This is a genomic window from Kitasatospora sp. NPDC114501, from assembly GCF_055633695.1.
The window spans coordinates 63805-83459 of record NZ_JBVKDS010000001.1 but is presented as its reverse complement, the minus strand read 5'-3'; the positions used below and the strand labels follow the sequence as shown (position 1 = coordinate 83459).

At 71.4% G+C, this 19655-nt stretch carries 15 protein-coding genes; 4 read left to right on the top strand and 11 right to left on the bottom strand.

Features of this window, described 5'->3' with window-relative positions; all coding sequences use genetic code 11:
* Position 1: 1 nt before the first annotated feature.
* The 8 genes from rodA to folC form a co-directional block, all read right to left on the bottom strand.
* Positions 2 to 1201 (bottom strand): rod shape-determining protein RodA, encoded by a 1200-nt coding sequence (rodA, locus tag ACZ7RU_RS00380; RefSeq protein WP_470338738.1) that lies wholly within the window; start codon positions 1199 to 1201, stop codon positions 2 to 4.
* Positions 1198 to 3540, bottom strand: coding sequence for a penicillin-binding protein 2 (gene mrdA, locus ACZ7RU_RS00375; protein ID WP_470338737.1), 2343 nt, complete (start codon positions 3538 to 3540; stop codon positions 1198 to 1200). The genes rodA and mrdA overlap by 4 nt, the downstream gene beginning before the upstream one ends.
* A gap of 51 nt (positions 3541 to 3591) precedes the next feature.
* Positions 3592 to 4230: a rod shape-determining protein MreD gene (gene mreD, locus ACZ7RU_RS00370; RefSeq protein WP_470338736.1), complete on the bottom strand. Its 639-nt coding sequence runs from the start codon at positions 4228 to 4230 to the stop codon at positions 3592 to 3594.
* Between the two features lie 3 nt (positions 4231 to 4233).
* Positions 4234 to 5199 (bottom strand): rod shape-determining protein MreC, encoded by a 966-nt coding sequence (mreC, locus tag ACZ7RU_RS00365; protein ID WP_470338735.1) that lies wholly within the window; start codon positions 5197 to 5199, stop codon positions 4234 to 4236.
* Positions 5200 to 5314: 115 nt separating this feature from the next.
* Positions 5315 to 6340: a rod shape-determining protein gene (locus tag ACZ7RU_RS00360; RefSeq protein WP_049648984.1), complete on the bottom strand. Its 1026-nt coding sequence runs from the start codon at positions 6338 to 6340 to the stop codon at positions 5315 to 5317.
* Between the two features lie 325 nt (positions 6341 to 6665).
* A complete protein-coding gene (gene ndk, locus ACZ7RU_RS00355) occupies positions 6666 to 7079 on the bottom strand; it encodes a nucleoside-diphosphate kinase (RefSeq protein WP_224277488.1) in 414 nt (137 codons plus the stop codon).
* Between the two features lie 107 nt (positions 7080 to 7186).
* Complete coding sequence (locus ACZ7RU_RS00350; RefSeq protein ID WP_470338734.1) at positions 7187 to 7537, bottom strand: DUF4233 domain-containing protein; 351 nt, start codon at positions 7535 to 7537, stop codon at positions 7187 to 7189.
* 1 nt (position 7538) lies between these two features.
* Positions 7539 to 8930: a bifunctional tetrahydrofolate synthase/dihydrofolate synthase gene (gene folC / locus ACZ7RU_RS00345; RefSeq protein WP_470338733.1), complete on the bottom strand. Its 1392-nt coding sequence runs from the start codon at positions 8928 to 8930 to the stop codon at positions 7539 to 7541.
* A gap of 185 nt (positions 8931 to 9115) precedes the next feature.
* Here folC and ACZ7RU_RS00340 point away from each other — a divergent pair, with 185 nt between their 5' ends.
* From ACZ7RU_RS00340 to ACZ7RU_RS00330, 3 genes are all read left to right on the top strand, one after another.
* Positions 9116 to 10549, top strand: coding sequence for a glycosyltransferase family 2 protein (locus tag ACZ7RU_RS00340; RefSeq protein ID WP_470338732.1), 1434 nt, complete (start codon positions 9116 to 9118; stop codon positions 10547 to 10549).
* Positions 10550 to 10610: 61 nt separating this feature from the next.
* The gene (gene wecB, locus ACZ7RU_RS00335; protein WP_470338731.1) at positions 10611 to 11756 is read left to right on the top strand and encodes a non-hydrolyzing UDP-N-acetylglucosamine 2-epimerase; all 1146 of its coding nucleotides are present in this window, start codon (positions 10611 to 10613) and stop codon (positions 11754 to 11756) included.
* 163 nt (positions 11757 to 11919) lie between these two features.
* Positions 11920 to 13464 (top strand): chitinase, encoded by a 1545-nt coding sequence (locus tag ACZ7RU_RS00330; RefSeq protein ID WP_470338730.1) that lies wholly within the window; start codon positions 11920 to 11922, stop codon positions 13462 to 13464.
* 31 nt (positions 13465 to 13495) lie between these two features.
* Here ACZ7RU_RS00330 and ACZ7RU_RS00325 read toward each other — a convergent pair whose 3' ends face one another.
* Positions 13496 to 14020: a hypothetical protein gene (locus tag ACZ7RU_RS00325; RefSeq protein ID WP_470338729.1), complete on the bottom strand. Its 525-nt coding sequence runs from the start codon at positions 14018 to 14020 to the stop codon at positions 13496 to 13498.
* Between the two features lie 311 nt (positions 14021 to 14331).
* Positions 14332 to 16971, bottom strand: a complete 2640-nt coding sequence (locus ACZ7RU_RS00320) for a valine--tRNA ligase (RefSeq protein WP_470338728.1) — start codon at positions 16969 to 16971, stop codon at positions 14332 to 14334.
* A 190-nt stretch (positions 16972 to 17161) separates the two neighbouring features.
* On the opposite strand from ACZ7RU_RS00320, the gene ACZ7RU_RS00315 reads away from it, so the two are divergent.
* A complete protein-coding gene (locus ACZ7RU_RS00315) occupies positions 17162 to 17989 on the top strand; it encodes a hypothetical protein (RefSeq protein WP_470338727.1) in 828 nt (275 codons plus the stop codon).
* 69 nt (positions 17990 to 18058) lie between these two features.
* On the opposite strand, the gene clpX is transcribed toward ACZ7RU_RS00315, so the two are convergent.
* A complete protein-coding gene (gene clpX / locus ACZ7RU_RS00310) occupies positions 18059 to 19348 on the bottom strand; it encodes an ATP-dependent Clp protease ATP-binding subunit ClpX (RefSeq protein ID WP_045696864.1) in 1290 nt (429 codons plus the stop codon).
* Positions 19349 to 19655 lie beyond the last annotated feature (307 nt).

Genomic DNA, 19655 nt, shown 5'->3' with positions numbered 1-19655 from the left:
GTCAGGCCGCTATCGGCCGCTGGCTGCGCACCGCCTGGAGCAGCCCGATGGCCATCCAGTTGGCGAACATCGAGGAGCCGCCGTACGAGACGAACGGCAGCGGGATGCCCGCGACGGGCATGATGCCCAGGCACATCCCTATGTTCTCGAAGGCCTGGAAGGACAGCCAGGCGATGACCCCGGCCGCCACGATCGTCCCGTACAGGTCGGTCGCCTGCCGGGCGATCCGGCAGGCCCGCCAGAGGATCACGCCGACCAGCGCGATGATCGCCAGCGCCCCGACGAAGCCCAGCTCCTCGCCGGCCACGGTGAACACGAAGTCGGTCTGCTGCTCCGGCACGAACTGCCCGACGGTCTGGGTGCCGTGGAACAGCCCCTTGCCGGTCAGTCCGCCGGAGCCGATCGCGATCCGGGCCTGCGCGGTGTTGTAGCCGACGCCGTTCGGGTCCAGCTGGGGGTTGGCGAAGGCGGCGAAGCGGTCGATCTGGTACTGGCTCAGCAGCCCGAACTTCCAGATCGCCACGCACCCGGCGGCGCCCGCCATCAGCAGGCCGAGCACCCAGCGGTTCGCCGCGCCGGAGCCGAGCAGGATGCCCAGCACGATCGCGGCCATCACCATCACCGAGCCGGCGTCGGGCATCAGCATCACTATGGCCATCGGCAGCCCGGCCCAGATCAGCCCCCGGAACACCGCCCGGTGCGAGGGGAACTCCCGCTCCCCCGCGTCCACCTGGTCCGACAGCACGACCGCCATCGCCAGCACGATCGTGAGTTTCGCGAACTCGGCGGGCTGGATCGAGAAGCCGCCGCCGAGCTGGATCCACGAGTGGGCGCCGTTGATGGTCGAGCCCAGCGGGCTGAGCGTCGCCAGCAGCAGCACGATCACGCCGACGTACAGGAACGGCACGATGGTGCGGAACCGCCGGCTCCCTATGGCTATCACCACGGAGCACAGCACCAGCCCGACCACGAAGTTGGTCAGGTGCCGGTACAGGAAGTACTGCGGGTCCCCGTGGGTCAGCGAGTCGCGTCCGCGGGTGGCCGACCAGACCAGCAGTGAGCTGCCGGCCGAGAGGGCCAGCGCGGCCAGCAGCAGTATCCAGTCCAGCCGCCAGAGCGGGGAGTCCTTGGCCAGGGCCTTGGAGACCCCGTGGCGCTGCGGGGCCAGCCGCAGCTGCCGGTACGAGCCGTAGGAGGTCATGCCCGTCCCCTTCCCGGTCCGCGCGTGGGTTCGAGCGCGGCGTTCGCCGCGGTGTACGCCGCCGGACGGTCGGCCGGCGGCGCCTGGTCCAGGAAGGCCGTCGCGGGGGCCGGCGGCGCCTGGTCCAGGAACGCCGTCGCGGGGGCCGGCCGCGCCGTGGCCGTGTCGAGCGTCGCCGCGGCCGCCGCGGCGGCCGGGGCCTGGGCGCCCCGGGGCGCGTCGGCGCCGTACGAGACCGGCTTGATGATGGCGGTGCCGTCCGGGTTGAACTTCGGCAGCTCGGCCTGCGGCGCGGGCAGCAGCGCCTTGGCGTTGTCGATGACGCCCTTGTCGTCCACGCCGTACAGCGCCTGGTAGATCCGGCGGACGGCGTCGCCGGAGCCGCCGGAGCCGGTGCCGCCCTGGCTTATCGTCATGACGACGGCGTAGTCCTTGCTGTACGTGGTCAGCCAGGAGGTGGTCTGCTTGCCCTCGACCTCGGCGGTGCCGGTCTTGGCGTGCAGCGCGATCTTGTCCTGCGGCCAGCCGGCCTGCGCGAACTTCCAGGCCGCGGTGCCGCTCTTGACGACGCCCTCGGTGGCCTGGTTGATGTAGCTGAGCAGCTTCTCGTCACCGGGGAACTTGGCGTCCGCCTGCGGGGCGATCTCGCGGACGAGGTCCCCGCTCGGGCTTATCACCGCCTTGGCGACGGTCGGCCGGTAGAAGGTGCCGCCGTTGGCCAGCGCCGAGTAGATCCGGGCCATCTGGACCGGGGTGACGAGGGTGTCGCCCTGGCCGATCGCGAAGTTGACGGCGTCACCGGCGCGCATCTGGTAGCCGTCGACGCAGTTCTCCCGGGCGATCTGGTCGGAGTAGCTGTTGCCGCCCTTCTGCCCCTGGGCGCACCAGGCGTCCTTGTTGTTGTCGTAGAAGGACTGCTTCCACTGCCGGTCCGGCACCCGGCCGGGGACCTCGGACGGCAGGTCGATGCCGGTCTTGGCGCCGAGGCCGAACTCGTGGGCGGTCTTGAAGAACCAGTCGGCCGGCTCCTTCTTCGGCTTGATGCCGCCGTCCTTCAGCCACTGGTCGTTCGCCAGGCCGTAGAAGACGGTGTCGCAGGAGACCTCGAGCGCCTTCTCCAGCGTGATGGAGCCGAAGCTCTCGCTCTCGAAGTTCTTGAACTCGCGGCCGCCGATGACCAGGCTCTTCGGGCACGGGTAGGTGCCGTCGAGCGGGTAGCCGGCCTGCACCGCGGCGGTGGTGGAGATGACCTTGAAGGTCGAGCCGGGGGCGGACTGACCCTGTATGGCCCGGTTCAGCAGCGGGAAGTTGGACTCCTTGCTGGTCAGCGACTGGTAGTCCTTGCCGCTGATGCCGCCCACCCAGAGGTTGGGGTCGTAGGTCGGGGCGCTCGCCATCGCGACGATCCGCCCGGTGTGCACGTCCATCACCACGGCGGCGCCGGAGTCGGCCTCGTAGTTGCGGTTGGTGACCTTGTCGAAGGTCTTCCGGGCGTCGGCCATGGCCTGCGCCAGGTTGTCCTCGACCACCTTCTGCACCCGGGCGTCGATGCTGGTGACCAGGTTGTCACCGGTCTGCGGGGCGACGGTGCCGGCGTTGCCGATCACCCGGCCGAGGTTGTCCACCTCCAGCTTGGTGATGCCCGCGGTGCCGCGCAGGTCGCGGTCGTACACCGACTCCAGGCCGGCCCGCCCGATCTGGTCGGCCGGCAGGTAGCGGTCCAGGCCGGTCTTGCCGGCGGTCTTGCTGACCTCCTCGTCGGTGACCGGCGAGAGGTAGCCGAGCACCTGGGCCATGTTGGCGCCCTCGGCGCCGGTGTAGCGGCGCACGGCGGTGGGCTGCGCGGTGACTCCGGGGAAGTCCTCGCGGCGCTCCATTATCTGCATCGCCTGCTGGGTGGTCGCTTCCTTGGTGACCGGGATCGGCTGGTATGGCGAACCGTTCCAGCAGGGCTGCGGGGTCTTGGCGTCGCAGAGCCGGACCTTCTCCTGCACGTCCTTGGCGGGCATCCCCAGCACTTCGGCCAGCCGGGCGAGCACCGCCTTGCCGCCGTCCTTCTGCTGGAGCAGCGAGGTGCGGCTGACCGAGACCACCAGCCGGGTCTCGTTGCCGGCCAGCACCCGCCCGGAGGCGTCCAGGATCTCGCCCCGGACGGCCGGTTCGACCACCTCGCGGATGTGGTTGCCGGTCGCCTTCGCGGTGTACTCCTTGGCGTTGCGGATCTGCAGGTACCACAGCCGCCCGCCGAGGGTGGCGAGCAGCGACAGCACCAGGATCTGCAGCACCACCAGACGGATCGTCACCCGTCGGGTGCGGCCGGTCTCGGGGATGTTGCTCACGTCTCGTGCGCTCCAGGATGCGGGGAGGTCGGGTGGTGGGGGCCGGGCCGGCTACGGGCGGCGGACGAAGCCGGGCACGCGCCGCTTCTTGTACGACGGGCCGGTGGAGGCCTCGCGGGTGGTGCGGTAGCGGGCCAGCGTGCCCAGGCCGGAACCGTTCTCGTCGTCGTCCGCGGCGGCCACCGGGTCACGCCCGAAGCGGCGGCCGAGGTACATCACCAGCGGCACCACGAAGGGCGCCAGCAGCAGGTCGTAGAGCAGGGCGCTGATCACCAGTCCGCCGAGGCCGACGTGCCGGGCCGCGGTGTCGCCGACCAGGGCGCCGACCATCGCGTAGAGCAGGGTGGAGGCGATCGCCGCGGCGCCGACCACCACCAGGGAGCCGCCGACGGAGCGCTGGCGGCCGTGGTCCGGGCGCAGCAGCCCGGCGGCGTAGCCCATCAGGCAGAGGACCAGCGCGTAGCGGCCGATCGCGTGGTCGGAGGGCGGCGCGAGGTCGGCCAGCAGGCCCCCCGCGAAGCCGACCAGGCAGCCGCCGGTGGGTCCGTAGACCATGGCCAGGCCGACCACGACGAGCAGCAGTATGTCCGGGGTGGCTCCCGGGAGCTGGAGCCGGCCGAACACGCTGACCTGGAGGATCAGGCCGAACAGGACGAGGCCGGCGGAGACGGGGATGCGGGCGAGGCGCATGGCTCAGTTCCCCCCAGTGGGCTTGGCGGGCGGGGCGGCGGGCGCGGCGGCCTGGACCTGGCCGGGTGCGGCGGCCGGGCCGGGTGCGGCGGCCGGCTGGCCCGGGGCGGGCGCCGGCGGCAGGACGGCGTCGCGCGGGTCGGCGCGCGGCGGCACGACCACCACGCCGACCAGGTCCAGCCGGGTGAACTGGACGAAGGGCTCGACCAGGACGGTCTTGGTCAGCTGGCCGGCGTTGGCCTGGACCTCGACGACCTTGCCGACCGGGACGCCGGGCACGAACGGGCGGCCGCTCTGCGAGCCGAAGGTGACCAGCCGGTCGCCGGCCTTGACCTGGGCCTTGCCGTTGAGCAGGGAGACCTTCATCGGGCTGTCGCCGCCGCCGGAGGCGAAGCCGATCTCGCCGGTGCCCTCCAGCCGGGTGCCGGCCGAGAAGCCGGGGTCGGAGGCGAGCAGCACGGTGGCGGTGGTCGGGGCGACGGTGGTGATCCGGCCGACCAGGCCCTGACCGTTGATCACCGTCATGTCGCGGGTGAGGCCGTCGTCGCTGCCGGCGTCGACGGTGATCGTCCAGGAGAAGCCCTGGGCCGGGCCGATCGCGATGACCTGGGCGGCCTTGACGGTGTAGCCGCCGGCGCCGGCGGTGCGCAGCAGGTCGTCCAGCTGTTTGGTGCGCCCGGTGGCCATGTCGGAGGAGGCGAGCTTCTGCCGCAGTTCGGTGTTCTCGCGGGCGAGCTGGTCGGTGCGGCCGCTGTCGGTGGCCGCGTCCCGGAAGGCGCGGACGGTGTCGGCGACCGGGTCGACGACGGTGGCGGCTCCGCGTTCGACCGGTCCGAGGACACTGGCGGCGGCGTGTCGGGCCGGGCCGAGCGGGGAGTCCTCGCCGCCCTTGATGTCCACGGTGATCAGCGCGAACGCGACGGCCACCAGCAGGATCAGCAGCAGCCGGCTCTCTCGGGTGTCCCTCACGGTGCTGGTACTGCCCCTTCGTACCTGGCCGCCGGCCCGGGCCGTGGGGCCCGGGCGGCGGCCCGTTCGGTCGAGTGTCGGATGTGGCGCGTGGTGCCGGCGGTGCGGCGACCTGTCAACGACGCGGCGAGGCGTCGAGTACCTGCTGGAGCGCCTCGAACTCCTCGACGCACTTGCCGGAACCGAGTGCGACGGAGTCCAGCGGGTTCTCCGCGATGTGGATCGGCATGCCGGTCTCGCGGCGCAGCCGCTCGTCCAGGCCGCGCAGCAGGGCGCCGCCGCCGGTGAGCACGATGCCCCGGTCCATGACGTCGCCGGCCAGCTCGGGCGGGCACTGGTCGAGGGTGGTCTTGACCGCGTCGATGATCGCGTTGACCGGCTCGTCGATGGCCTCGCGGACCTCGGCGGCGGAGATGACCACGGTCTTGGGCAGACCGCTGACCAGGTCGCGGCCGCGGATCTCGGCGTGCTCGTCCTTCTCGCCCTCCAGGCCGAAGGCGCTGCCGATGCTCATCTTGATCTGCTCGGCACTGCGCTCGCCGAGGAGCAGCGAGTACTCCTTCTTGATGTGCTGGACGATCGCGTTGTCCAGCTCGTCGCCGGCCACCCGGATGGACTGGGCGGTGACGATGCCGCCGAGCGAGATCACCGCGACCTCGGTGGTGCCGCCGCCGATGTCGACGACCATGTTGCCGGTGGCCTCGTGGACGGGCAGGCCGGCGCCGATCGCGGCGGCCATCGGCTCCTCGATGATGTGCACCTGGCGCGCGCCGGCCTGCGAGGAGGCCTCGATGACGGCACGGCGCTCGACGCCGGTGATGCCGGAGGGCACGCAGACCACGACGCGCGGGCGGGCGAGGTAGCGGCGGCGGTGGATCTTGAGGATGAAGTACCGCAGCATCCGCTCGGTGATCTCGAAGTCGGCGATCACGCCGTCCTTGAGCGGGCGGATGGCGACGATGTTGCCCGGGGTGCGGCCGATCATCTTCTTGGCCTCGGCGCCGACGGCGAGGATCCCGCCGGTGTTGGTGTTCACCGCGACGACGGACGGCTCGTTCAGGACGATGCCCTTGCCCCTGACGTACACCAGCGTGTTGGCTGTTCCGAGGTCGATCGCCAAGTCGCGGCCGATGAACGACAGGTTGCTCGCCATGGGGTGTGGGTGCCTTCCCGGGCTCGGAGTCATGGGGGGTGGACGAATGTGCGCCCACGCTTGGGCGGAGACCAGCTGAGCTGCCTTACCGGGCCCTAAGTCGCGTCCATCGTAGTCACGCCGCGCGGCACGGACGTCGACGTGGGGCATACCGTCCATTGTCCGGGGCGTGATCGCATCTCCGAGGATTGGGACGCCGTGTCGGCGTCGCCAGTTCCCTATTTCACGATAAGAATGCCCCGGCCGGGCCAATGGTCCCGACCGGGGCGGTACGAACGTCCCCCGGGCGTGTCGCCCGGCCCCGCTCGTCGAATCAGGCGTGCGCGGGGAAGAAGATCTTGATCTCGCGCTCGGCGGACTCCGGGGAGTCGGAGGCGTGGATCAGGTTCTCGCGGGTGATCGTCGCGTAGTCGCCGCGGATGGTGCCGGCCCCGGCCTCCAGCGGGTTGGTGGCGCCGGCCAGCATGCGGATGCCCTTGACGACCTCCTCGCCCTCGACGATCAGCGCGATCGACGGACCGGAGGTCATGAACTCCAGCAGCGGCTCGTAGAACGGGCGGCCGACGTGCTCCGCGTAGTGCTGCTCCAGCGTCGCCCGGTCGAAGGTGCGCAGCTCGATGGCGGCGAACCGCCAGCCGGCCTTGCGCTCGATGCGGCTGATGATCTCGCCGGCCAGGCCGCGGCGGACGGCGTCGGGCTTGAGCAGGACGAGAGTGCGCTGGGACACGGTGCGTCTCCTGGGGATTCGGTTCGGCAGACAGTCGGGTCGACAAGGGTGCCGACACGGCAGAGATTACCTCGCGTACACGGCGTGTCGGTCCGCCGGTCCGGGCCTCAGACCTGTACTGCGGCGGCCTCCGCGGCCGCCCGGGCGGCCTTGAACTCGTCCACCTTGCGGCCGTAGTGCACCGAGCACCACCACAGGCCGGCGAAGACCACGCCGAGGCCGAACATGGTCGGCAGGATGAAGCCGCTGGCGATCAGGCCGATCTGCAGCGCCCAGCCGATCTGCACCGCGCCGGGGCGGTTGATCATGCCGCAGAGCAGGACGCACAGCGCCATCGCGATGCCGCTGACCGTCCAGATCTCCGCGTCGGAGACGTCGGAGAGCCGCATCGCGACCAGCGCGGCGAAGAGGACCAGCAGCGCTTCGCCGATCAGCGTCGAGGAGCAGAGCGTCCTCATGTCACTTCCTTCCGAGCAGCAGGCGGGCCTCGCCCACCGTGATGACCGAACCGGTGACCAGCACCCCGGCGCCGCCGAGGTCGCCCTCCTCCTCGGCGAGGGTGACGGCGGCGGCGATGGCGTCGTCGAGCCGGGGCTCGACCTGGACGCGGTCCTCGCCGAAGACCTCGACGGCCAGGGCGGCGAGCGCGTCGGCGTCCATCGCGCGGTGGGTGGAGTTCTGGGTGATGACGACCTCGGCCAGGATCGGCTCGAAGGCCTCCAGCACGCCGGCCACGTCCTTGTCCCCGGAGGTGCCGATCACGCCGACGAGCCGGGTGAAGCCGAAGGACTCGGTCAGCGCGGCCACGGTGGCGCGGGCGCCGTGCGGGTTGTGGGCGGCGTCCAGGACGATCGTGGGGCTGCGGCGGACGACCTCCAGGCGGCCCGGCGAGGAGACGCCGGAGAAGGCCTGGCGGATCTTGTCCACGTCCAGCTGCCCGCCGCGCGCGCCGCCGACGCCGAAGAAGGCCTCGACCGCGGCCAGCGCGAGGGCCGCGTTGTGCGCCTGGTGCTCGCCGTGCAGCGGGATGAAGACGTCCTCGTACTCCTCGCCGCCGAGGCCGCGCAGCGTCACCAGCTGGCCGCCGACGGCGAGTTCACGGCGGATCACGCCGAACTCCATGCCCTCGCGGGCGACCGTGGCGTCGATCTCGACGGCGCGGCGCAGGATGGTCTCGGCGGCGTCCAGCTGCTGCTGGGCGACGACCGCGACGGAGCCGGTCTTGATGATCCCGGACTTCTCGACCGCGATCTCGCCGGTGGTCTCACCGAGCTTGTCGGTGTGGTCCAGCCCGATCGGGGTGATCACCGCGACGGCGGCGTCGATGACGTTGGTGGCGTCCCAGGAGCCGCCCATGCCGACCTCGACCACGGCGACGTCCACCGGGGCGTCGGCGAAGGCGGCGTAGGCCATGCCGGTCAGCACCTCGAAGAAGGACATCGGCACCGGCTGCGCCGCGTCGACCATCCGCACGTAGGGCTCGATGTCGCGGTAGACCTCGACGAAGCGCTCGGGGGTGATCGGGGCGCCGTCCAGGCTGATCCGCTCGGTGACGGACTCCACGTGCGGGCTGGTGTAGCGGCCGGTGCGCAGCTCGAAGGCGTTGAGCAGCTGCTCGATCATCCGGGCGGTGGAGGTCTTGCCGTTGGTGCCGGTGATGTGGATGGAGGGGAAGGACCGCTGGGGCTGGCCCAGGATGTCCATCAGCGCCTCGATCCGGTCGAGCGAGGGCTCCAGCTTGTTCTCCGGCCAGCGCTCGGAGAGCTCCGCCTCGACGTCACGCAGGGCGTCTCCGGTGCCGCCGTCGGCGGGGCGGATGGTGTACGGGTTCGGGTCGGCCTTGTCGCTCACGACCACAGTCTACGGAGCGCTGGCCGGTCCTCCTCACGGGGTGAGAACGACCACTTTGCCCGTTCTTTCCCATGATCATCTAGTTTCCTCCCTTTACTATTGATTTGGCGATTACGAACCGCAACGAAGCATCGATTCGCAGCCGATAGGGGTCTCTAGCCTTTGATCACGAGGAGCACTGCGCCATGTCCGACGCCCTGCACGAGTGGATCGTGCTTCACCGGGACGCCGTCGTCTGGCTCGCCGGACTGATCTCCCTGGCCCTCGTCGGCTACCTGGCCCTGGTCTTCGGACGCTTCCTCGTGTACTGGGCGGGCTCCCGGCACGCCTTCCGGCACAACCGGCCCGCCGAGCCCGGCGACCCCGCCGCCCTCCAGTGGCACCTGGTGATCCCCTGCCGCGACGAGGAGGCCGTGGTCACCCAGACCCTGGACGGCCTGCGGACCAGCGCGCCCGAGGCCCACCTCTGGGTGATCGACGACGACAGCGAGGACGCCACCCGCGAACTGGTGCTCGCCGCCGCGGCCCGCGACCCGCGGGTCCACCTGGTCCAGCGCCGCCGCCCGCACGCCCGGATCGGCAAGGGCGCCGCCCTCAACGCCGCTTACCGGGAGATCTCCGCCTGGCTGCCCGAGGACACCGACCGCTCCCGGGTGGTGATCGGCGTGGTCGACGCCGACGGACAGCTCGACCCGGGCACCCTCGCCCAGGTCTGCAACGCCAAGGCGCTCGGCCGGCCGGACACCGGCGCCGTCCAGATCGGCGTCCGGATGCGCAACGCCGACGACGAGCTCCCGCTGCCCGGCCGCGGCCGGGCCGCCAACGCCCTGGCCCGCGCGCTGGTGCGGATGCAGGACGTCGAGTTCCAGGCCAACAACGCCGGCATGCAGCTGCTGCGCCGCCGCACCGGCAGCGTCGGCCTCGGCGGCAACGGCCAGTTCGTCCGGCTCACCGCCCTCGACTCGCTGACCGCCGAGGAGGGCCGGGCCGGGCGCCCCTGGCCGGAGCGCGCCCTGCTGGAGGACTACGAGTCCGGCCTCGACCTGCGGCTGGCCGGCTGGCGGCTCACCCACGTCACCGAGGCCCAGGTCTCCCAGGAGGGCCTGATCTCGCTGCGCCGCTTCCTCACCCAGCGCACCCGCTGGGCCCAGGGCAACATGCAGTGCCTGCGCTACACCGGCCGGGTGCTGCGCTCCCCGCACTACACCGTGGCCGGCAAGGCCGAGGTGCTGTACACCTTCCTCCAGCCGGTGGTCTGCGTCCTGCTGGTGCTGCTCTTCCCGCTCTCGCTCGGGATCACCGGCGCCGGGCTGGTGCTCTTCCCGGAGGAGACCGCCGAGTTCCAGCTCAGGTTCGGCCCGTGGATGCTGCTCGTCTTCGTGCTCGCCACGCTGCCGATGGTGTTCTGGGGCTTCGCCTACCGCCGGCTCGTCCACGCCGACCGCGGCCGGCTCACCGGCCTGCTCTGGGGCGTCCTGGTCTGGCTCTACGCCTACCACCTGTTCGTGGTCGCCACCCGGGCCGCCGTCCGGATGCTGCTCGGCCGCAACGGCTGGGCCAAGACCCGCCGCAACGCCGAGAAGGTCTCCCTGGGCGCCCCCACCGCGCTCGAGTCGTGAGCCCCGCGCCCGCGCCCCCACCCCCTCGCCTCCCCTCCCCCACCGCCTCCGGAGTTCCCGCATGAGCCCGTGCCTGCCCCCGTCCAGCGTCGCCGTCGTCCTGGGCACCCGCCCCGAGCTGGTCAAGCTCGCCCCGCTGATCCACGAGCTCGGCGACGCCACCCGGCTGGTGCACACCGGCCAGCACTGGGACGAGGCGATGTCCGGCCGCTTCCTGCGCGACCTCGACCTGCCCGAGCCCGAGCTGCTCACCGGTGTCGGCGGCCGCCCCCGGGCCGGCCAGATCGCCCAGTCGCTGGGCCAACTGGACGCCGCCTTCGCCGAGGACCGCCCGGTCGCCGTGGTCGTCCAGGGCGACACCAACGCCACCCTGGCCGGCGCGCTGGCCGCCAACGCCCGGGAGATCCCGCTGGTCCACGTCGAGGCCGGGCTGCGCAGCTTCGACCGGGCCATGCCCGAGGAGCACAACCGGGTGATGGTCGACCACGTCTCCGACCTGCTCTGCGCCGCCACCGGCGAGAACGTCGCCAACCTGCGCGCCGAGTCGCTGGCCGAGGAGCGGATCGAGCTCACCGGCAACACCGTCGTCGAGGTGGTCCGCCGTCAGCTGCCGGACGCGCCCGCCCGCGCCGCGCTGCTCGCCGCGCACGGGCTGCGCCCGGACGCGTACGTGCTGGCCACCGTGCACCGCCCGGAGAACACCGACACCGCCGAGGCGCTCGGCGCGGTGCTCGCCGAGCTGGACCGGATCGCCCGGGCCGGCACCCCGGTGCTGTTCCCGATGCACCCGCGCACCCGGGCCGCCGTCGAGCGCTTCGGCCTGGACGGCCTGCTGGAACGCCTGGCAGTCACCGGTCCGGTCGGCTACGGCGACTTCCTGGGCCTGGCGAGCCACGCGGCGCTGCTGGTCTCCGGCTCCGGCGGAGTGCAGGAGGAGTGCACCGTGCTCGGCCGCCCGCTGCTGGTGGTGCGCCGCTCCACCGAGCGCCCGGAGGCGGTGGCGGCCGGCTTCGCCGCGCTGGTGCGGCCCGGCGATGAGCTGGGCACCCTGTCCCGCGCCTGGCTCTCCGACACCCCCGAGCGCCTCGCCCGGCTGGCGGCCACCCCCAGCCCGTACGGGGACGGCCTGGCCTCGGCCCGGATCGCCGCGCTGACCGCGGCGATCGCCGAGTCGGCCGGGATCGAGTCCGAGCTGCTGGCCGCCTGAGGCCCCCTTGACAGCAGAATTGGTCTACTCCACCTTGTGAGGCAAGTCTCCTTTCCCGACAGGGACTTGAGTTGTCGGTAGCTCCCACGCGCACCATCGACACCCCGGACGGCGCTCCTCCCCCACGAGGCGCCGCCGGGCCTCCCCCACTGGAGATGGAGTCATGCCACCTGCCCGACACCGGCGCCCGCGCGCCGTCCACTCACTGCTCGCCGGAGCGAGCGCCCTGGTCATCGGCCTGGGCGGACTCGTCCTGGCCGGCGGCACCGGCGCCCACGCCGCCGACACCGACCTGATCACCAACGGCGGCTTCGAGAGCGGGAACCTGACCGGCTGGACCTGTTCGAGCGGCACCGTCCAGAACACCACCCCCCACTCCGGCGGCTACGCCCTGCGGTCCACCCCGGCCGGGAGCGACACCGGCGAGTGCACCCAGACCGTCGCGGTGAAGCCCTCCTCCTCGTACACCCTGAGCTCCTGGGTGCAGGGCTCGTACGTCTACCTGGGTGCCCGCGGCACCGGCGGCACCGAGCCCAGCACCTGGACCCCGGGCGGCACCGCCTGGTCCCAATTGAGCACCGGCTTCACCACCGGCCCGAACACCACCAGCGTCACGGTCTACCTGCACGGCTGGTACGGGCAGCCGGCCTTCGCCGCCGACGACGTCTCGCTGCTCGGGCCCGGCGGACCCCAGCCGTCCCCGAGCCCGACCGCGACCAGCACCGCGACCGCCTCGCCGAGCCCGACGGCCACCGGGACCGGCAGCTCCTCCCCGACCGCGACGACGACGGCGACCCCGACCAAGCCCCCGGGCCTGCCCAAGCACATCCTCACCGGCTACTGGCAGAACTTCGACAACGGCGCCACCGTCCAGCGGATCAGCGACGTCCCCGCCGCCTACGACATCATCGCGGTCTCCTTCGCGGACGCCACCGCCACCCGCGGCGGCCTGAGCTTCACCCTCGACCCCGCCCTCTCCTCCCGCCTCGGCGGCTACACCGACGCCCAGTTCAAGGCCGACATCGCGGCCAAGCGGGCCGCCGGGAAACGGGTGGTGCTCTCGATCGGCGGGCAGAACGGCACGGTCTGGGTGGGCGATTCCGCCTCCGCCGCGAACTTCACCAGCACCGCCTGGGCGCTGATGCAGGACTACGGCTTCGACGGGATCGACATCGACCTGGAGAACGGCATCAGCTCCACCTACATGGGCCAGGCGCTGCACGCCCTGGCGGCAAAGGCGGGGAGCGGATTCGTCCTCACCATGGCGCCGCAGACGATCGACATGCAGTCGACCGGCATGGAGTACTTCAAACTGGCGCTGAACGTGAAGGACATCCTCACCATCGTCAACATGCAGTACTACAACTCCGGTGCGATGAACGGCTGCGACGGGAACGTCTACTCCCAGGGCACCGAGAACTTCCTCACCGCGCTGGCCTGCATCCAGCTCAAGGGCGGGCTGCGGCCCGATCAGGTGGGCCTCGGAGTGCCGGCCTCCACCAGCGCCGCGGGCGGCGGGTACATCTCCGCCGGCACCGTCAACAACGCGCTGGACTGCCTGGCCTCCGGCACGAACTGCGGCAGCTACCGGCCGGACACCACGTGGCCGGGCATCGGCGGCGCGATGACCTGGTCGACCAACTGGGACGCCAAGGCGGGCAACCCGGTCGCCAACACCATCGGCTCGCACCTGCACGCCATGCCGTGACCGGCGCGTCCGGCCTGCCGGCGGCCCGGGCTCAGACCCCGGCCCGGGCCTCCGGCACATGCGCGGCGCCGCCGTGCCGACGGCGCAACTCGGCCGTGATCTCGGCCAGTTCACCGTCCGGCAGCAGCGGCAGCATCATCGCGACGCCCTGCAGCAAACCGCCCAGCAGGAAGGTGGTGTCGGGCGTCGCCGCCACCAGGCCGCGGACCTCGGCCACCTCGCCGGCCGCCACCGCCTCGATCAGCTGGGCGGCGCTCGCGGTCTCCTCGTCCACCTCGACCCCGCCGGTGTCGTCCGGGGCGCGCCGGGCCATCGCCCGCAGCACCCGGTCGCCGACCTCGGGGGCGTACGCCTTGCGGACGGCCTCGGCGGCGATCCAGGTGAGCAGGGTGGTCACCTCCCGCTCGGCGTGCTCGGCGAACAGCAGGTCCAGCTCGTGGTCGAACGCGAGCTGGTTCCCGTGCCGGAACGCGAGCAGCAGGGTCGCCGCCCTGGCCTTGGCCTCCTCGACCACCTCGGCAGGCAGTTCGTCGGCCAACTCCTCGGTCACCACCACGCCATGCCCTCCCGTCCGTCGCTCAGCAGGAACGCTCAGCGGAAACGCCCATTCGGAAACTCCGTGCACACGGTACACAGCGGACCTGCAAACTTCCGCGAACGCGCGCGGGCAAGACCGGAATCAATTCGCTCGGAATAGGACCTCACCCGGTCGCAGGATGATAATTCGCCGGAAGGGAGCAATGTTCCTGGGCTATTCGGTGTAGTGAATGCACCCGGGAAGCCGTTCCGGAAGCGGGCCCCGGAAAAAAGCCCGAGGGGCCGCACCCCGCGTGTCGCGGTGTGCGGCCCCTCGGGACCGGTCCGGGCTCAGCCCTGCGGCAGCGCCGCGAGCTGGGCGGTGATCCGGGCGATGTCGGCCTCGGCGGCCTCCTGGCGGCCACGGATCTTGGCGACCACCTCGTCCGGCGCCTTGGCGAGGAACGCCTCGTTGCCGAGCTTGGCGGTGGTCTGGGCCTTCTCCTTCTCGGCCGCCGCGAGGTCCTTGGCCAGGCGCTTGCGCTCGGCCTCGACGTCGATGGTGCCGGAGAGGTCCAGCGAGACGGTGGCACCGGCCACCGGCAGCGAGGCGGTGGCCGTGAAGCCCTCCTCGGGGACGGTCAGCCGCAGCAGCGAGCGGATCGCGTCCTCGTGGGCGGCCAGCACGGTGGCGCCCAGCTCCAGCCGCGCCGGGACGCGCTGGCCCGGCTTGAGCCCCTGGTCCGAACGGAACCGGCGGACCTCGGTCACGACCTGCTGCAGCGTGGCGATCTCGGCCTCGGCCGCGGCGTCACGGTAGCCGCTGTCCTGCGGCCAGTCGGCGATGACCACCGACTCGGCGCCGGTCAGCGTGGTCCACAGGGTCTCGGTGACGAACGGCACGATCGGGTGCAGCAGGCGCAGCGTGACGTCCAGGACCTCGCCGAGCACCCGGCGCGCGGCGTCGGCCTGCGGGCCGCCCTTGGCCAGGGTGGTCTTGGAGAGCTCGACGTACCAGTCGAAGACCTCGTCCCACGCGAAGTGGTACAGCGCCTCGGAGAGCTTGGAGAACTGGTAGTCCTCGTACAGCCCGTCCACCTCGGCGACGGTGCTGTTGAGGCGCGACAGGATCCAGCGGTCGGTCGCGGTCAGCTCCTCCGGCGCGGGCAGCGGGCCCTCGACGGTGGCGCCGTTCATCAGCGCGAAGCGGGTCGCGTTCCAGATCTTGTTGGCGAAGTTGCGGGCCGCCTGGACCCAGTCCTCGCCGATCGGCACGTCGACGCCCGGGTTGGCACCACGCGCCAGCGTGAAGCGCAGCGCGTCGGAACCGTACTTGTCCATCCAGTCCAGCGGGTTGACCACGTTGCCGAAGGACTTCGACATCTTCTTGCCGTTCTGGTCACGGACCATGCCGTGCAGCGCGATGGTGTGGAACGGCGGGGTGCCGTCCATCGCGTAGAGGCCGAACATCATCATCCGGGCGACCCAGAAGAACAGGATGTCGTAGCCGGTGACCAGGACGGAGTTCGGGTAGAACTTCGCGAGGCTCTCGGTCTGCTCCGGCCAGCCGAGCGTGGAGAACGGCCACAGGCCGGAGGAGAACCAGGTGTCCAGGACGTCGGTGTCCTGGTGCCAGCCCTCGCCGGTCGGCGGCTGCTCGTCGGGGCCGACGCAGACGATCTCGCCGTTCGGGCCGTACCAGACCGGGATGCGGTGGCCCCACCACAGCTGGCGCGAGATGCACCAGTCGTGCAGGTTGTCGACCCAGTCGAAGTACCGCTTCTCCATCTCCTGCGGGTGGATCTTGACCTTGCCGTCGCGGACCGCGTCACCGGCGGCCTGGGCGAGCGGGCCGACCTTGACCCACCACTGCATGGACAGCCGCGGCTCGATGGTGGTCTTGCAGCGCGAGCAGTGGCCCACCGAGTGGACGTACGGGCGCTTCTCGGCGACGATGCGGCCCTCGGCGCGCAGCGCGGCGACGATCGCCGAGCGGGCCTCCAGGCGGTCCAGGCCGAGGAAGGGGCCGTGCACGGTGATGACGGCGTGCTCGTCCATGACGGCGATGTTCGGCAGGTTGTGCCGCTGGCCGATCTCGAAGTCGTTCGGGTCGTGCGCGGGCGTCACCTTGACGGCGCCGGTGCCGAACTCCGGGTCGACGTGGGAGTCGGCGACGATCGGGATCCGGCGGCCGGTCAGCGGCAGCTCGATCTCGGTGCCGACCATGTGCTTGTAGCGCTCGTCCTCCGGGTGGACGGCGACCGCGGTGTCGCCCAGCATCGTCTCGGCGCGCGTGGTCGCGACGACGATGGAGTTCTCGCCCTCGCCGTAGCGGATCGAGACCAGCTCGCCGTCGTCGTCCTGGTACTCCACCTCGATGTCCGAGATGGCGGTCAGGCAGCGCGGGCACCAGTTGATGATGCGCTCGGCGCGGTAGATCAGCTCGTCGTCGTAGAGCTTCTTGAAGATGGTCTGGACGGCCTGGGACAGGCCCTCGTCCATGGTGAAGCGCTCGCGGGACCAGTCCACGCCGTCGCCGAGCCGGCGCATCTGGCCGGAGATCTGGCCGCCGGACTCCGCCTTCCACTTCCACACGCGCTCGACGAAGGCCTCGCGGCCCAGGTCGTGGCGGGACTTGCCCTCCTTGGCGAGCTCGCGCTCGACCACGTTCTGGGTGGCGATGCCGGCGTGGTCCATGCCGGGCTGCCACAGGGCCTCATAGCCCTGCATGCGCTTGCGGCGGACCAGGGCGTCGATCAGCGTGTGTTCGAAGGCGTGGCCCAGGTGCAGGCTGCCGGTGACGTTCGGCGGGGGGATGACGATGGTGAACGGCGGCTTGTCGCTCTTCGCGTCCGCCGTGAAGTACCCACGCTCTACCCAGCGCTCGTACAGCTCGCCCTCTACGTCCGCGGGGGTGTAGGTCGTCGGGAGGGTTGCTGCTTCGTCCCCGGCAGAGGTGCTCACGGGGCGCTGGTTCGTCGTGTCGGTCACGACGCACAGTTTACGTAACCGGGGGGTGGGTCACGAACCGCTTTCGGTCCGCGGACCCGCCGCGCCCGGACGGGCCCCGGCCGGGCGCCGTGCGGTACCGTGCCCGGGCACTCGTCCGGCGGAACGGACGGGTACGGAACGACCGGACACCACGACAGGCCGCGGATGCGGCGGGGGAGCGCAGACGCAGATGTACGGCCAGGGACAGCAGTACCCGCAGGGACAGCCGCAGCCCTACGGGGGCCAGCCGCAGTACGGCCAGCCGCAGCCGCCCTACGGCGCGCCCCAGCCCCAGTACGGCTATCCGCAGCAGCAGCCCTACGGCGCGCCCCAGCAGCCGTACGGCGTGCCGCCGCAGGCCCCGTACGGGCAGCCGGGCTACCCGCCGCCGCCCCAGCCCAAGGGCAAGGGCGGCCTGGTCATCGGCCTGGTGATCGGCGCGCTGGTGCTGGGCGGCGGCGGCTTCGCGGCGTGGAAGTTCCTCGGCGGCAGCGACGCGGGCGGCCAGTACAAGCTCAGCGCCCCGCAGACGCTGCTGGACGGCTACGTCCAGAAGTCGGCGAAGGAGGAGGCCGCCGACATGAGCAAGCCCGACGTCGCGAAGGTCGGCAAGGACCTGCACGCGCTGGTTGCCAGCTACAGCAAGGGCACCGACGTCAAGAACGTGGACTCGCTGTCGGTGGTCGGCATCTACGGGGACATCAACGACCCGGACCAGATCATCACCGAGTCGAAGTCCTCGAGCGGCGCGGCGACCTGGACCACGCCGATGGCCGACTACCCGGCGAAGGACAGCCGTGCCTCCGCGGGCAAGCTCAGCTGCGGCGTCATGAGCGTCCTCGCCGGCAAGACCGGCTCGACGGTCTGCGTGTGGGCCGACAAGTCCACCTACGGCCGGGTGACCTTCACCAAGATGAGCCTGACCGCCACCGGTGACACCGGCGGCCAGGGCATCACCCCGGACCAGGCCGCGGAGAAGACCCGGGCGATCCGCGACGCCATGAAGGTCGCCAAGTAGGGCGCAGCACGCGAAGGGGCCCCGCACCGGATCCGGTGCGGGGCCCCTTCGGCGTGCGGAAGGCCCGGGTCAGGCGCTCTTCTCCCGGCGCTCGCGCTTGATCATGTCGCGCGGCACCAGGGTGGGGATGGCGTGCTTGGAGACCACGTCACCGGTGACCACCACGCGGGCGACGTCCTGGCGCGAGGGGACCTCGTACATCACGGACATCAGCACCTCCTCCATGATGGCCCGCAGCCCGCGCGCGCCGGTGCCGCGCAGGATCGCCTGGTCGGCGATCGCCTCCAGCGCGTCCCGGGAGAACTCCAGCTCCACGCCGTCCAGTTCGAACAGCTTGCGGTACTGCTTGACCAGCGCGTTGCGCGGCTCGGTGAGGATCTGGAGCAGCGCCTCGCGGTCCAGGTTGTGGACGCTGGTGATCACCGGCAGACGGCCGATGAACTCGGGGATCATGCCGAACTTCACCAGGTCCTCGGGCATCACCTGGCGGAAGTGGTCGCTGGCGTCCGACTCCCGCTTGGAGCGGATGTTGGCGCCGAAGCCGATGCCCTTGGCACCCGCGCGGCCCTCGATGATCCGCTCCAGGCCGGCGAACGCCCCGCCGACGATGAACAGCACGTTGGTGGTGTCGATCTGGATGAACTCCTGGTGCGGGTGCTTGCGCCCGCCCTGCGGCGGCACCGAGGCGGTGGTGCCCTCCAGGATCTTCAGCAGGGCCTGCTGCACGCCCTCGCCGGAGACGTCCCGGGTGATCGACGGGTTCTCGCTCTTGCGCGCGACCTTGTCGATCTCGTCGATGTAGATGATCCCGGTCTCGGCCTTCTTGACGTCGTAGTCGGCCGCCTGGATCAGCTTGAGCAGGATGTTCTCGACGTCCTCGCCGACGTAGCCGGCCTCGGTCAGCGCGGTGGCGTCCGCGATCGCGAACGGCACGTTCAGCATCCGGGCCAGGGTCTGCGCCAGCAGCGTCTTGCCGGAGCCGGTGGGGCCCAGCAGCAGGATGTTCGACTTGGCCAGCTCGATGGCGTCCTCGCGGCCGTTGCCACCGCTGCGGCCCGCCTCGCCGGCCTGGACGCGCTTGTAGTGGTTGTAGACGGCGACCGACAGCGCCTTCTTGGCGAGGTCCTGGCCGACCACGTACTGGTCCAGGAACTCGTAGATCTCGCGGGGCTTCGGGAGCTCCTCGAAGCGCACCTCGGAGGTCTCGGCGAGTTCCTCCTCGATGATCTCGTTGCACAGGTCGATGCACTCGTCGCAGATGTACACGCCTGGGCCGGCGATCAGCTTCTTCACCTGCTTCTGGGACTTGCCGCAGAACGAGCACTTGAGCAGGTCGCCACCGTCTCCGATGCGTGCCACGAGGTGCTTCCCCTTCGCCAGGGGCCCCGCAGGGGTTCCGGGGCCTGGTGCTGTGGACCGTCAACGCCGACGGCGCTCGGTCTCGCTATCCGACGGTACTCTGCCGGGCCCGTGATTCCGGCCTCTTCGCCAGGTCTGCCCTACGCCCTGGGCGAATTGATACCGAACAGATGCCGTCGCGCGGGCCCGCGGATGGGCCGGGGCGGGGGGGGGGGCCCGGGGGGGCCGCCGTGCCCGCGGGGGCGCCCGCTACAGTTTGCGGAGGGGGTGGGGGGCCACCCCAAGGGGACGCGGGGGCTTTCCGGGG

Coding starts and splice junctions, on each gene's coding strand:
- rodA (WP_470338738.1), bottom strand. CDS start 1,201: ATGACCTCCTACGGCTCGTACCGGCAGCTGCGGCTGGCCCCGCAGCGC.
- mreD (WP_470338736.1), bottom strand. CDS start 4,230: ATGCGCCTCGCCCGCATCCCCGTCTCCGCCGGCCTCGTCCTGTTCGGC.
- ACZ7RU_RS00350 (WP_470338734.1), bottom strand. CDS start 7,537: ATGAGGACGCTCTGCTCCTCGACGCTGATCGGCGAAGCGCTGCTGGTC.
- ACZ7RU_RS00340 (WP_470338732.1), top strand. CDS start 9,116: ATGTCCGACGCCCTGCACGAGTGGATCGTGCTTCACCGGGACGCCGTC.
- wecB (WP_470338731.1), top strand. CDS start 10,611: ATGAGCCCGTGCCTGCCCCCGTCCAGCGTCGCCGTCGTCCTGGGCACC.
- ACZ7RU_RS00330 (WP_470338730.1), top strand. CDS start 11,920: ATGCCACCTGCCCGACACCGGCGCCCGCGCGCCGTCCACTCACTGCTC.
- ACZ7RU_RS00315 (WP_470338727.1), top strand. CDS start 17,162: ATGTACGGCCAGGGACAGCAGTACCCGCAGGGACAGCCGCAGCCCTAC.